The sequence below is a fragment of the Bifidobacterium hominis genome, assembly GCF_040095915.1.
GTDB lineage: Bacteria > Actinomycetota > Actinomycetes > Actinomycetales > Bifidobacteriaceae > Bifidobacterium > Bifidobacterium hominis.
Genome location: NZ_JBBMFR010000009.1, coordinates 34351 through 48404, shown reverse-complemented (window position 1 = coordinate 48404; position 14054 = coordinate 34351). Strand labels below are relative to the sequence as shown.

Here is a 14054-nt window from a genome sequence, read left to right as displayed (position 1 = left end):
ATGATGGTCGATTTCGATACCGCGGCCGCAGCTGTGCAGGATCCGAACGCAGATCCCGTGCTCTTGGCGAAAATCGCTTACGAAAATCCAGAATTCGGCGCGAATGTGGTTGCCAATCCGCGTGCGTACCCTGGTCTGAAACGTTGGGTCGCCCAATTCGGCGATGAACGCGCACGCCAGCAGCTGGTCGCATTGGGGTGGCCGGTTCCGCAGGAAGGCGTTATGCAGAGGAATACCGAAACCGTTCCGGAACAGGCACAGCAATCCCAAACGCAAGCGCAGTATCAGCAGCCGCGGCAATCGTCGGACGTGCAGCATCAGATGCAATACCAGACGCCGGCAACCGTCCAACACCAGCCTGAATCGTTCATGGAAGCGTCGGCATCGAATATGGCGAACGACGTTTCGACGGAATACGTCGAACCGTACACCAATCCAGCGGATTTGTCGGAAGTGGCCGATTATTCTTCGGCCCAGCCGCAATATGACGCACAGCCGTACGCGGACAACGCCCAGCACGCCATGCAGCCGCAGGAACCGGCCGCGTCGAATAGCGGTTTTACCGCGGAATTGGCCATGACCACGCAAGACAAGATGCTGATGGCCCAGATCGCGAGCGAGGCTCCGGAGCTGCACCCCTTCCTCGCACGCAATCCGAATATCTACCCGGATCTGCTTGACTGGCTTGCCAATCTCAATGATTCCGCCGTCAACGCGGCCATCCGCCTACGCCAGTAGCAAATAGCCGGTCAGCAAGCGCCAGTTGGCAGGTAGCGAATCGCAATAGTTGAAGAGGGCTGTACGCGCATCCTCACGCGTACAGCCCTCTTCGACTCTCGACATCGTTCATTGTCACACCGTCATTTCAATCATTCCAAACCTTGCGGTTTGACGGCATACTTGGCGATACGCAACAGAACGTCTCAATCAACGCTGCTCGAGCGTAAAGAACTGGTCTCCGATACGAACCGTGCAAGGTGCTTCAAACTTTATCGGCTCGTGCTCAACCTTGGTCTCCTCATTGCCTTGAATAATGTACGTGCCATTAAGCGATCCGTAATCCTCAATCCACAACGTACCATCCTGATCGAAGCTGATCGCCGCATGATTGCGTGAAATCGTGCGCGTCGGATCCTCCAATTTCACGGATTTGGCACCTTCCGGCACTTCAACGGACGGCTTGCGTCCCAAGAGCACGCCCATGTCGATAATCACTTCCTGACCGGTCTGCTCATTGTAAAGCGTGTATTCCAGCTCCGGCTGCTTCATGGTGAAGGCCGAAGACAGCACCGTGCCATCCCAATCGATCTCATCATCGTTGGCCGGTTCGTCGTTGATTGGTTCCAGCAACATGGAAACCTGCTCCATCGGCTGAGATTGCACCGTTCCCGGCATTGCAGAATCGACGAAGGAAGGCATTACGGTGGCGTCATCGTCGTACCAGCCTGGTTCAGGCGGCGGCGGATATGGAAGAAAGCTCATACCCTCATTGTAATTTGACGTTTGATTTGCGATATTAAATTCGCTCTGCAATACAGGCAGTTTTGTAATATGCCGACTGTTGGCATAATGATCGCAACAATCGTCTTTTTTGTATTAAAAATGGGGATCAGCTGTTTGAAGCCAATCCCCATTTTTATGTCTATCGGATGATTTCAGACGTTACGTCGTTCCATCATCGCCTTTCGGATCACAGGTTGTCGCCCAAATCCATCTGGCCGCCATTGTCGTCCAGGAAGTCATCCGGATTGAAGTCGTCGCCAAGCTTCAGATCGCCGAAATCGATGTTGGAGAAGTCGACTTCGGACAGATCCGCATCGCCGAAGGCAGCATCGGACTCGTCGCCACCCAAACCGAAGTTCGGGTAGATGGTGTCGCGAATGGCCTTGTCGGGCTCGACCACGGCGTTACGGTAACGGGCAAGACCGGTACCGGCCGGAATGAGCTTACCGATGATGACGTTCTCCTTGAGGCCCTTCAGGTCGTCGACCTTCTGGCTCAGGGCGGCTTCGGTGAGCACGCGGGTGGTCTCCTGGAAGGAAGCCGCGGACAGCCAAGAATCGGTTGCCAGCGAAGCCTTGGTGATGCCCATCAGCTCCGGACGACCGGCGGCAGGCTTGCCACCTTCCTTCACGGCCTTCATATTGGCGGCCTTGAAGCGGGCCTGATCCACCAGTTCACCCGGAAGCAGGTCGGTATCGCCGGAATCGATCACCGTGATACGACGCAGCATCTGGTGCACGATGACCTCGATGTGCTTGTCGTGAATATCCACGCCCTGGGAGCGGTACACGGTGTGCACTTCCTCCACAATGTTCACCTGGGCGGCACGAGGGCCGAGGATGCGCAGGATCTTCTTAGGATCGACGGAGCCTTCGATCAGCTGGGTGCCAGCTTCGACATGCTCGCCGTCCTTGACCAGCATCGGGGCGCGACGGGTCACCGGGTAGACGATCGGTTCGACGGATTCGTCATCCGGCTTCAGCATGACCTGACGGCCGCGCTCGGTGTCTTCCACCTTGACCACGCCTGCGAACTCCGCGATCGGAGCCTCGCCCTTCGGGGTACGAGCTTCGAAAAGCTCGGTAACACGAGGGAGACCCTGGGTGATATCGGATGCGGAAGCGACGCCGCCGGAGTGGAAGGAACGCAGTGTCAGCTGGGTACCAGGCTCGCCGATGGACTGTGCCGCCACGATGCCAACGGCCTCGCCGACGTCCACCAGCTTGTTGGTGGCCAGAGACCAGCCATAGCACTTGGCGCACACACCGCGCTTGGAATCGCAGGTGAGCACGGAACGGGCCTTGACTTCTTCCACATCGTGGGCGACGAGATCGTTGAGCACGTCCATGGACAGTGCGTCGCCGGCCTTGTACAGCACGGTTTCGCCGTCGGCTGGATCGATCACGTCAGCTGCGAGCAGACGGGAGTACGGACCACCGTCGGCAGCCTTGACGAGATGCAGGTTGCCTTCAGCGTCACGCTCGCCGACCTTCATCGTCAGGCCGCGCTTGGTGCCGCAATCCTCTTCGCGCACGATCACGTCCTGGGAGACGTCCACCAGACGACGGGTCAGGTAACCAGATTCTGCGGTACGCAGTGCGGTATCGGCCAGACCCTTACGCGCGCCGTGCTGGGAGATGAAGTATTCCAGCACGGACAGGCCGTCGCGGTAGTTGGACTTCACAGGTCGAGGAATGATCTCGCCCTTCGGGTTGGCCACGAGGCCTCGCATACCTGCGATCTGGTTGATCTGCATCATGTTTCCTCGTGCACCGGACTGCACGATGATAGCCAGATTGTTCTTGGAGTCGAAGTGTTTCTCGACAGCCTCGGAAACCTCACTGGTGCACTTGGTCCACAGGTCGATGAGTTCCTGGCGGCGCTCCTCTTCGGTAAGCATACCGATTTCGTAGTTCTCGTTGACCTTGTCGGCTTCGGCTTCGTACTTCTCGATGAACTCGTCGCGCTCGGACGGCTGGATAACGTCGGAGAACGCGAAGGACACACCGGACCACGGTGCGCGGGTGAAGCCCATATCCTTCAGAGCGTCCAGCGTTGCAGCCACCTGTGCAGTGGAGTAACGGGTTGCGATGTCGTCGACGATCTTGCTCAGACGCTTCTTCGGAGCCTGATCGTTCACGAACGGGTAGTCGACCGGCAGCGTGCTGTTGAACAGGATGCGGCCGTAGGAGGTTGCGAAAAGCACGGAACCATCGTGGAAGCGCTCTTCCTTCACCACCGCCGGGCTGCCCGGTTCAGGATCGATGACTTCGATTTCGCTCGGTTCCCAACCCTTCGGAAGCACGAAGTCTTTCGGAAGGCGGATAAGCACCTTGGCCTGCATGTCGATCTCGTGCTTGTCGAGCGCCATTTCGGCCTCTTCGAGCGAGGAGAACACACGGCCCTGACCCTTGGCTCCGTCGATGACGGTGGTCAGGTAGTACAGACCGAGGATCATGTCCTGGCTCGGCATGGTCACGGTGTGGCCGTCTGCCGGCTTCAGAATGTTGTCGGAAGCCATCATCAGGGAGCGGGCCTCGGCCTGGGCTTCGGCGGACAGCGGCAGGTGGACTGCCATCTGGTCGCCATCGAAGTCGGCGTTGAATGCGGCGCAGGCAAGCGGCGGCAGGTGGATGGCCTTGCCTTCCACCAGGATCGGCTCGAATGCCTGAATGCCCAGACGGTGCAGCGTAGGTGCACGGTTCAGAAGCACCGGATGTTCGGCGATGACCTCTTCGAGCACACCCCACACTTCGGAATCGCCACGGTCCACAAGACGCTTGGCGCTCTTCATGTTCTGCGCGTAGTTGAGGTCCACAAGACGCTTGATGACGAACGGCTTGAACAGCTCGAGGGCCATCGGCTTCGGCAGACCGCACTGGTGCATGCGCAGGGACGGACCGACCACGATCACGGAACGGCCGGAGTAGTCCACACGCTTACCAAGCAGGTTCTGACGGAAACGACCCTGCTTGCCCTTGAGCATGTCACTCAGGGACTTCAGCGGGCGGTTCGAAGCGCCGGTGACCGGGCGTCCACGACGACCGTTGTCGAACAGGGAGTCGACGGCTTCCTGAAGCATGCGCTTTTCGTTGTTGAGCATGATTTCAGGAGCGCCGAGCTCGATCAGTCGCTTCAGACGGTTGTTACGGTTGATCACACGACGATAGAGGTCGTTGAGATCGGAAGTGGCGAAACGGCCACCGTCGAGCTGCACCATCGGACGCAGATCCGGCGGAATGACCGGGATCACGTCGAGCACCATGGCTTCCGGCTTGTTGCCGGTGGTCAGGAAGGCGTTGACGACCTTCAGACGCTTCAGGGCGCGGGCCTTGCGCTGGCCGGTGCCGGTGTCGATTTCCTCACGCAGCTGCTTGGAAGCGGCCTCAAGATCGAAGTCCTGCAAGCGCTTCTTGATGGCTTCGGCGCCCATGCAGCCTTCGAAGTAGTCGCCGTAGCGGTCTTCCATTTCGCGCCACAGGTCGACGTCGCCTTCCATGTCGCCCGGCTTCAGGTTCTTGAAGCGGTCGAACACGGCGCTCAGACGCTGAATCTGCTCGTCGAAACGGATGCGGATCGCGGCCATTTCACGCTCGGCGCTGTTGCGCAGCTTGGCGCGTGCGGAGCCCTTGGCTTCACCTTCGGCCTCAAGTTCGGCCAGATCGGATTCAACTTTCTTGGCACGCTCTTCGATTTCCGCGTTGCGACGCTTCTCCAGATTGGCGATGTCGTTGTCGAACTCGTCCTGCAGACCCGGAAGATCCTCATGACGCTGTTCCTCATCGACGCTGGTAACCATGTAGGCGGCGAAGTAGATGACCTTTTCCAGATCCTTCGGAGCGATGTCCAGCAGGTAGCCCAAACGGGACGGAACACCCTTGAAGAACCAGATGTGGGTCACCGGAGCGGCAAGCTCGATATGGCCCATGCGCTCACGGCGCACACGGCTCTTGGTGACTTCCACACCGCAGCGTTCGCAGACGATGCCCTTGAAGCGCACGCGCTTGTACTTACCGCAGGCGCACTCCCAGTCACGGGTAGGTCCGAAGATCTGTTCGCCGAACAGACCGTCTTTCTCCGGCTTCAGGGTACGGTAGTTAATGGTTTCAGGCTTCTTGACCTCGCCGTGGCTCCAATTACGGATGTCTTCGGCAGTGGCCAGGCCGATCCTCAGTTTGTCAAATGCGTTGACGTCCAGCACTCTATTGTCCTGTCTATCGATTCTTAATGCTTAATCACGTTTCGTCAGGCTGGTCGCGCCACGTTTTCATACGACGCGACCAGCCATGGGATCACTGGAATTCAGGCTCTTCCGCAACCTGGTCAGCCTTGGCGACCGCGTCGGGGCGCGCGCCGATGTTGAAGCCAAGATCGTCGGAGGAAGCAGACGGATCGTCGTCCTCGTCCTTCATGTCGATGGCCACACCTTCCGCGTTGAGCACTTCGACGTTCAGGGACAGGGACTGCATTTCCTTGAGCAGCACCTTGAAGGATTCCGGAATGCCTGCCGGCGGCAGGTTGTCGCCCTTCACAATGGCGCCGTAGACACGCACGCGGCCGTCGACGTCATCGGACTTGGTGGTCATCATCTCGTGCAGCGTGTAGGCGGCACCGTAGGCCTCGAGGGCCCACACTTCCATTTCGCCGAAGCGCTGTCCACCGAACTGGGCCTTGCCACCCAACGGCTGCTGGGTGATCATGGAGTACGGGCCGGTGGAACGTGCGTGGATCTTGTCGTCGACCAGGTGGTGCAGCTTCAGCATGTACATGTAGCCAACGGAAATCGGCTTCGGGTACGGTTCGCCGGTACGACCGTCGAACAGCACGGCCTTGCCGTCGTCTCCGACCAGCTTGTTGCCGTCGCGATCCGGCAAGGTGCAGGAAAGCAGTCCCTTAATGGTTTCCGGACGAACGCCGTCGAACACCGGGGTTGCCACCGGGGTGCCCGGCTCGCCCTTTTCGGCGCCCTGCGGAATGTTCTTCTTCCAAGCGGCTTCGATATCTGGGTCGAGGGAGATGTCCCAGCCGGCATGTGCGATCCAGCCCAAGTGCAGTTCCAGCACCTGGCCGAGGTTCATTCGAGAAGGCACGCCCAGCGGGTTCAGCATGATGTCGACCGGAGTACCATCCGCGAGGAACGGCATATCCTCTTCCGGCAGAATGCGGGAGATAACACCCTTGTTGCCATGTCGGCCGGAGAGCTTGTCGCCCTGGGTGATCTTACGATGCTGCGCAATGTAGACGCGAATCATCTGATTCACGCCGTTCGGCAGCTCGTCGCCGTCTTCTTCGGCGTCTTCGCGGGTGATCTCCTTGACGTCGATCACCGTACCGGTCTCGCCGTGAGGCACACGCAGCGAGGTGTCACGAACTTCGCGGCTCTTCTCACCGAAGATGGCGCGCAGCAGACGCTCTTCCGGAGTCAGCTCGGTTTCGCCCTTCGGGGTGACCTTACCCACCAGAATGTCGCCGGCTTCGACTTCGGCGCCGATGCGGATAATGCCACGCTCGTCGAGGTTGGCCACCGCGTCTTCGCCGACGTTCGGCAGATCACGGGTGATCTCCTCGGCACCCAGCTTGGTTTCGCGGGCGTCGATCTCGTATTCCTCGATGTGGATGGAGCTCAGGGTATCGTCCTGCACGAGACGCTGGGAGATGATCACAGCATCCTCGTAGTTATAGCCGTTCCACGGCATGAAGGCGATGAGCAGGTTCTTGCCCAGAGCCATTTCACCCTTCTGGGTTGCCGGGCCGTCGGCCAGCACGGTGCCGGCTTCCACACGTTCGCCGTCGTGGATCAGCGGCACCTGGTTGTAACAGGTGGTCTGGTTGGAACGGCGGAACTTGGCCAGCTTGTAGGAGCTGGTGGTGCCATCGTCGTTCATTACACGGATGATATCGGCGGAAACATAGGTCACCACGCCCGGCTTCTCAGCCAGAATCACATCACCGGAATCAACGGCTGCACGCCATTCGGCACCGGTGCCCACCAGCGGGCGCTCGGATTCGATCAGCGGCACGGCCTGGCGCTGCATGTTGGTACCCATCAGTGCTCGGTGGCCCTCATCGTGTTCCAGGAACGGAATCAGGGATGCGCCGACGGAAACCATCTGGCGCGGGGAAACGTCCATGTAGTCAACGGAGCTGACCGGCACATCGACCGCTTCTTCCTCACCGACTCGGGCAAGGGCCTGCTTCTTGACGAAGTTGCCGTTCTCGTCGAGCTCCTGGTTGGCCTGTGCGATGACGTGCTCGGCATCGCGGTCTGCGGTCATGTATTCGACCTCGTCGGTCACATGGCCGTTGACGACCTTACGGTACGGGGTCTCGATGAAGCCGAACGGGTTGATGCGGCCGAAGGTTGCCAGAGAGCCGATAAGACCGATGTTCGGGCCTTCAGGAGACTCGATCGGGCACATACGGCCGAAGTGGGACGGGTGCACGTCTCGCACTTCCATGGATGCACGGTCGCGGGACAGACCGCCAGGACCCAGAGCGGACAGACGACGCTTGTTGGTCACACCTGCCAGCGGGTTGTTCTGATCCATGAACTGCGACAGCTGGGAGGTTCCGAAGAACTCCTTGATGGTGGCGTTCACAGGGCGGATGTTGATCAGGGACTGCGGGGTGATGGCCTCCGGATCCTGAGTGGTCATACGCTCGCGGACCACGCGCTCCATACGGCTCAGACCAGTGCGCAGCTGGTTCTGGATCAGCTCGCCGACCTGACGGATACGACGGTTGCCGAAGTGGTCGATATCGTCGACGTCCACGCGCAGATCCACATCCTGACCATCACGCTTGCCCGGGAACTTGGTGTCGCCGGCATGCAGAGTGACCAGATACTTGATGGTGGAGATGATGTCTTCGCGAGACAGGCTGCGATCGTTGATATCCTTCTCCAAGCCAAGCTTGCGGTTGATCTTGTAACGGCCGACGCGGGCCAGATCGTAACGCTTGGTGTTGAAGTAGAAGGAATCCAGCAGATTGCGGCCAGCTTCCGGCGTCGGGGTGTCGGCCGGGCGGATCTTGCGGTACAGATCGGTCAGAGCCTCGTCCTGGGTCTGCACGGTCTCCTTGGCGAGCGCGTCCATGACCAGCGGGTAATCCTTGAAGGCGTCGGCGATCTCGTCCTTGGTCATGCCGATGGCCATGAGGAACACGATGGCGGACTGCTTGCGCTTACGATCCACACGCACGCCGAGCACATCACGCTTGTCGATCTCGAACTCGAGCCATGCGCCACGGCTCGGAATGATCTTCGCGCCGAAGACTTCCTTGTCGGAAGTACGATCCTGGCTACGGTCGAAGTACACGCCCGGGGAACGCACCAGCTGAGACACGATCACTCGCTCGGTACCGCCGATGATGAAGGTGCCGTGCGGGGTCTGCAGCGGGAAATCGCCCATGAACACGGTCTGGGATTTGATTTCGCCGGTGTCGCCGTTCTCGAACTCAGCGTTCACGTACAGCGGAGCGGAGTAGGTGTAATCCTTCTCCTTGCACTCCTGCACGGTGTGGCGCGGTTCCTCGAAATATGGATCGGAGAAGGTCAGGCTCATGGTCTGAGCGAAGTTCTCGATCGGGGAGATCTCCTGAAAGACCTCGTCAAGACCAGAGGTGTGGGACACGGTGTTGGTGCCGTTCTCCAAATCCTCCTCGACACGCTTCTGCCAGCGCTCGTTGCCGATGAGCCAGTCAAAGCTGTCAGTCTGTACACCCAACAGGTAGGGTACATCAATGGGCTCGCGGATGGAGCCGAAATTCACACGGTCCGACGCCTTGTGCAGATCAATATCGTGCTGGTCGGCGCGTGCGATGATGGTGGTGGTGTTCGTCGTAGCCTCAGCCAATGGACGTTCCTTATCGCTCGCTAAATCGTTTCGATATGTTTCCCCGGAAGCGCTCCCATTGGCCACCATATGCCTAGTACGCGGGCGCTTCTTCTTTGTCAGCGTGCCCGCTATATGACACGCATGTACGCAAAGTCATGAGAATAACATATCCTGTAGATTTTTATTCGACAGTTATGCCGACCGGATCGGACTTGGCTTTGGGATGCCCTTCAAGTGAAAGCTGCGCCGAATACACGCCCCGACCCACCTTCGGTAGGGTGGATTCCTCCACACACTCACTGCCGGTACGCGTTCCCGGCCAAGTAATCGTCTGCTTGACCTCGTCGCCCTTCGCCAACAGACGATAATCAGCATCCACAGGACACACATTCGACTTCCAAATCACATCATCGCCCGATTTGATCGTCAACACAACGTTGGAAGCCGATATATCAACCAAACAGCCGACCTTGCTGGAACCGTCATATTTGATATCCGTCGTAAAATCCATCGAACCGCCCACGCCGAAACTCGACGCCGCAGGAGTCAACGAAAGCGCAACATTCGTCGCGCTGCAATCCGGCACCCCGCTTTTCTTCTTCTTCGTCGGGGACGGCACTTCCTTACGGGAAATCGCATACACATCCGCATGATGAATCTCCCGATTCACCGCAACAATCCCCCTAGACAGGGAATACAGGCAAAACACCAGAAAAGAGACCAGCACCACCACCGCAATACCGAAGACAATGCGACGACGACGAAATATCGTCTGCTGTTTTTTCGAACGCTTCTTGCCGGATTTCGAGAACGTCTTCTGTGCCATGATTCCACAGTCTAGCGTGCGCGCATCCAAAGAACATCGGCACCCGCCTTTTCATACCGGAAGACGCACAGCCGCATTCGGCAGGATCTCAATAAGACCATCCTCATCCAACGACGCGATACAACGGTCAAGTTGGATATGATCATTCCACAATCGTTCAAGCGACTTACGATCGACGGCAATCTCACCTTCCGGCAGATTACGCAACGCATTCAGCACCAGTCCACGCACCTGACGATCCGTACCCTGAAAACGCTGACGCGGCCTTGTACGACGCTCCCCCAATCCCGGTCGTCCATCACGCAAAAACACACACAGCGAAGAAACTGGACACACCTCACACAACGGCGATTTCGCCGCACACACAATCGCACCCAATTCCATAACCGACTGATTCCACACCACCGAAGAACGGTCGAACCGCCTGCATTTCGACACACCATCCTGTGGCAACACTTGCCTCGCCAATGCACGCTCAGCAGGACTCGCCGCACCGCCAAGCGACTCCACACCAAGGAAAACACGCGAAAGCACCCTGCGAATATTCGTATCTACCACCGCGATGCGCTCGCCGAATGCGAAACTCATCACTGCGCTGGCCGTGTAATCGCCGATCCCCGGCAGAGCCAACAGCTTATCGTATGTTCGCGGCAGCTCATTGCCATAGTCGGAAGCGACCACACGAGCGCATTCCTGCAAGCGCAACGCGCGCCGAGGGTATCCAAGCCTGCCCCAGGCAGTGATCACATCAGATTTCGCCGCACCTGCAAGCGCAGCCGCATCAGGCCAACGCTCCATCCAATCGTTCCAATACGGCACCACACGGCTCATCTGCGTCTGCTGGCTCATCACCTCGGAAACAAGCACACCCCATGGCGTGGCACGGCCGAATCGCCACGGCAGATCACGCGCCGAGGCATGCCACCATTCGGCGAGCGCGACCGCCACAGCTTCGGCGTTTTCGATTTCAGCATTATTCCCATTCGTGTCGTTCATCGTACCTATTCTTGCATTCATGACGAACGAAGAGCATACCAATGACGCGCAAGGCGCAAACGCAGCGGAAGCCAAAGTCGAGAAAATGTTCGAATACGGCTACCGCAAATCGAATTACGGCCCGGACGAACTCGTGACCGATGCGCACGGCAATCCGATTTCCGTAGTCGACGCGATGCTGTCGGCCGAAGACGCGGCAAAAGCCGAAACCTCCACGCCCCACCTGTGCTACTACTCCCCCCGAATTCCAGGCAACACCGGTTCGGCAATCCGCCTGTGCGCAGTGACCGGCACGATCCTGCATTTGGTGGAGCCGCTTGGATTCAATCTGCGCGATACGAAGCTGCGCCGCGCCGGATTGGATTATCACGACATGGCGCACGTGGTATTACACCCGAATTTTGAAAACCTAGTGGAATCCATGCCGAATTCTCGCATCATCGCGTTCACCGCACATGCCACCAAACTGTATACCGACATCGAATACAAACCGACCGACATTCTGCTGTTCGGCCCGGAGCCGGGCAATATTCCCGATCCGATGGATATTATGGCCGGGCCGCACGTGACCGAACAGGTGCGATTGCCAATGCGCCCAAGCCTGCGCTCCCTGAACCTCACCAACTGCGCGTCCATCGCCATCTACGAAGCTTGGCGCCAGCTAGGCTTCGCCGGCGGCCAGTGACCCCTCCCCTGCCTGCCAACTTCTAGGTTTTTCAATAATTTACTTGCTTTTGTATAGCAAATTCCGCGGGAGAGGCGGCGGGGTCTATTCCCGACACGCTCCAGGCCGCTCAGGCCAAGTCTTTACGGTCTGAAACAGACCCCGCCGCCTCTCCCGCTACGCTGAGTTCAACTTAAGTAAGTTTCTTTTCTTTTATGCAAGACACAACGAAATGTACGAAAGCGAGCAGAAGAGCCGGATATTCTGTTCGAGACCGTAAGCTTGGCCGAACGGCCTTGAGTGTGTCGCGAATAGAATATCCCGCTCTTCTGCGACCTCCCCATTACAGCAGCTTATGCACCCAACGCAAGCACAAATCGCAAGAATGAATCGCACGCGACAAGCATGCATCGGGAAGAGGGAAGGGAGGGGCTAGTTTTTGAAGCTGTGAATTGGGGCGGGGATGCGACCGCCTCGAGTCACGAAAGCTTCGCAGCTGGTCTGGTTGACTGGAATGATCGGCGCATATCCCATCAGGCCGCCGAAGTTGGCCATCTCCCCTACGCCTTTGCCTTCAACCGGAATCACGCGCACAGCCGTGGTCTTCTGGTTGACCATGCCGATCGCGGCCTCATCGGCGATGATGCCGGAAATGGTGGATGCGGTGGTGTCTCCCGGAATGGCGATCATGTCAAGTCCGACGGAGCACACGCAGGTCATGGCCTCAAGCTTTTCGATCTTCAGGCAGCCATTGGTTGCCGCATCGATCATGTTCTTGTCTTCGGAGACAGGGATGAACGCGCCGGACAGTCCGCCGACGTAGGAGGACGCCATGATGCCGCCCTTCTTCACCTGATCGTTGAGCATGGCGAGCGCCGCGGTGGTGCCCGGTGCACCAACCTGTTCGAGGCCGATCTTCTCAAGCACTTCGCCGACGGAGTCGCCTACGGCCGGGGTCGGTGCGAGGGAAAGGTCGATGATGCCGAATGGAATGCCGAGGCGACGGGATGCCTCCTGTGCCACCAGCTGGCCGACGCGCGTGATCTTGAACGCGGTGCGCTTGATGGTTTCGCACAGGAATTCGAAGTCCTTGCCCTTGGCTTCGTCGAGCGCGCGGGAAACCACGCCTGGGCCGGAAACGCCGACGTTGATGACCGCGTCGCCTTCGGTTACGCCATGGAAGCCACCTGCCATGAACGGATTGTCGTCCGGGGCATTGCAGAATGCCACGAATTTCACGCATCCGTAGGAATCGTTATCTGCGGTGGCATGTGCGATGTCTTTGATAATGTGGCCGAGCAGTTCGACGGAGTTCATGTCGATGCCGGTCTTAGTGGATCCCACGTTGACGGACGAGCAGACAATGTCGGTTTCGCTCAGCGCCTTCGGCAGGGAGCGGATGAGCAGCTCTTCGGCGGGGGTCATGGACTTGGATACGAGAGCGGAGTAGCCGCCGATCAGGTCGACGCCGACCTTCTTCGCCGCCTTGTCAAGCGCATGCGCGATTTTCACGAAATCATCCGACGTTTTGCACGAGCTTGCGCCGACCAAGGAAATTGGGGTGACGGTGATGCGCTTGTTGACGATCGGAATGCCGTAGTCGCGTTCGATGGCTTTGCCGGTGGATACGAGATCCTTGGCGTACGTGGTGATTTTGTTGTAGATGTTGTCGCAGACTTCGTCGACGCTGTCGGCCGCGCAGTCCAGCAGGCTGATGCCCATGGTGATGGTGCGTACGTCGAGCTTCTCCTGCTCGATCATCTTGTTGGTCTCGTGGACCTCCATGATATTCAGCATGGTTTTTCCTTACGATTAGTACGATTCGTGGCTTCGATTACTTGCGTGGCTCACGTATGCCGCGGATCAGACGCGGTGCATCTTGGTGAAGATCTCCTCGCGCTGGCAGCGGATGCGCACGCCGATCTCCTCGCCAAGCTTGTCGAGATCGTCCACGACCTCGCCGAATTCCTTGTCGGCGTTGGAATAATCCACAATCATCATCATGTTGAAGAAACCGTCGATGATGGTCTGGGAAATGTCAAGCACGTTGACCTGATGTTCGGAAAGGTATGTGCAGACGCGTGCGATGATGCCGACAGTATCCTGACCGACGACGGTGATGATTGCCTTGTTCATGGAACTCCCTAAACGTTAGGTGCGAATATCCAGTTGCCGTCTCGGCGAATTGCCGGACGTGCCCTCAAGTATAGGGAAGGCACGTGCCAAAACA

The 14054-nt window shown here is 58.3% G+C and carries 9 protein-coding genes; 2 read left to right on the top strand and 7 right to left on the bottom strand.

The features are described from left to right. The first annotated feature begins 3 nt into the window (after positions 1–3). Positions 4–738: a variant leucine-rich repeat-containing protein gene (locus WMO36_RS07300; protein WP_349077211.1), complete on the top strand. Its 735-nt coding sequence runs from the start codon at positions 4–6 to the stop codon at positions 736–738. Positions 739–927: 189 nt separating this feature from the next. On the opposite strand, the gene WMO36_RS07295 is transcribed toward WMO36_RS07300, so the two are convergent. The 5 genes from WMO36_RS07295 to WMO36_RS07275 form a co-directional block, all read right to left on the bottom strand. Then, positions 928–1482: an FHA domain-containing protein gene (locus WMO36_RS07295; protein ID WP_250779154.1), complete on the bottom strand. Its 555-nt coding sequence runs from the start codon at positions 1480–1482 to the stop codon at positions 928–930. A gap of 208 nt (positions 1483–1690) precedes the next feature. Further along, positions 1691–5704, bottom strand: coding sequence for a DNA-directed RNA polymerase subunit beta' (locus WMO36_RS07290; protein ID WP_349077201.1), 4014 nt, complete (start codon positions 5702–5704; stop codon positions 1691–1693). A 91-nt stretch (positions 5705–5795) separates the two neighbouring features. Continuing rightward, a complete protein-coding gene (rpoB, locus tag WMO36_RS07285; RefSeq protein ID WP_039199145.1) occupies positions 5796–9356 on the bottom strand; it encodes a DNA-directed RNA polymerase subunit beta in 3561 nt (1186 codons plus the stop codon). 163 nt (positions 9357–9519) lie between these two features. Then, a complete protein-coding gene (locus tag WMO36_RS07280; protein WP_349077200.1) occupies positions 9520–10164 on the bottom strand; it encodes a hypothetical protein in 645 nt (214 codons plus the stop codon). Positions 10165–10215: 51 nt separating this feature from the next. Continuing rightward, positions 10216–11160 carry an A/G-specific adenine glycosylase gene (locus WMO36_RS07275; RefSeq protein WP_180753741.1) on the bottom strand — a complete coding sequence of 315 codons (945 nt, stop codon included), beginning with the start codon at positions 11158–11160 and terminating at the stop codon, positions 10216–10218. Positions 11161–11179: 19 nt separating this feature from the next. Between WMO36_RS07275 and WMO36_RS07270 the strand changes: the two genes are divergently transcribed. Beyond that, a complete protein-coding gene (locus WMO36_RS07270) occupies positions 11180–11845 on the top strand; it encodes a tRNA (cytidine(34)-2'-O)-methyltransferase (RefSeq protein ID WP_081995912.1) in 666 nt (221 codons plus the stop codon). A gap of 411 nt (positions 11846–12256) precedes the next feature. Here the strand turns inward: WMO36_RS07270 and WMO36_RS07265 are convergent, their stop codons facing one another. Both WMO36_RS07265 and WMO36_RS07260 read right to left on the bottom strand, forming a co-directional pair. Next, a complete protein-coding gene (locus WMO36_RS07265; RefSeq protein ID WP_004221323.1) occupies positions 12257–13621 on the bottom strand; it encodes a PFL family protein in 1365 nt (454 codons plus the stop codon). A 66-nt stretch (positions 13622–13687) separates the two neighbouring features. Then, complete coding sequence (locus tag WMO36_RS07260; RefSeq protein ID WP_034879504.1) at positions 13688–13960, bottom strand: ACT domain-containing protein; 273 nt, start codon at positions 13958–13960, stop codon at positions 13688–13690. Positions 13961–14054 lie beyond the last annotated feature (94 nt).

Bases quoted from the DNA above. Each gene is read 5' to 3' on its own strand.
- WMO36_RS07300 (WP_349077211.1), top strand. From the start codon at position 4: ATGGTCGATTTCGATACCGCGGCCGCAGCTGTGCAGGATCCGAACGCA.
- WMO36_RS07295 (WP_250779154.1), bottom strand. From the start codon at position 1,482: ATGAGCTTTCTTCCATATCCGCCGCCGCCTGAACCAGGCTGGTACGAC.
- WMO36_RS07280 (WP_349077200.1), bottom strand. From the start codon at position 10,164: ATGGCACAGAAGACGTTCTCGAAATCCGGCAAGAAGCGTTCGAAAAAA.
- WMO36_RS07275 (WP_180753741.1), bottom strand. From the start codon at position 11,160: ATGAACGACACGAATGGGAATAATGCTGAAATCGAAAACGCCGAAGCT.
- WMO36_RS07270 (WP_081995912.1), top strand. From the start codon at position 11,180: ATGACGAACGAAGAGCATACCAATGACGCGCAAGGCGCAAACGCAGCG.
- WMO36_RS07265 (WP_004221323.1), bottom strand. From the start codon at position 13,621: ATGCTGAATATCATGGAGGTCCACGAGACCAACAAGATGATCGAGCAG.
- WMO36_RS07260 (WP_034879504.1), bottom strand. From the start codon at position 13,960: ATGAACAAGGCAATCATCACCGTCGTCGGTCAGGATACTGTCGGCATC.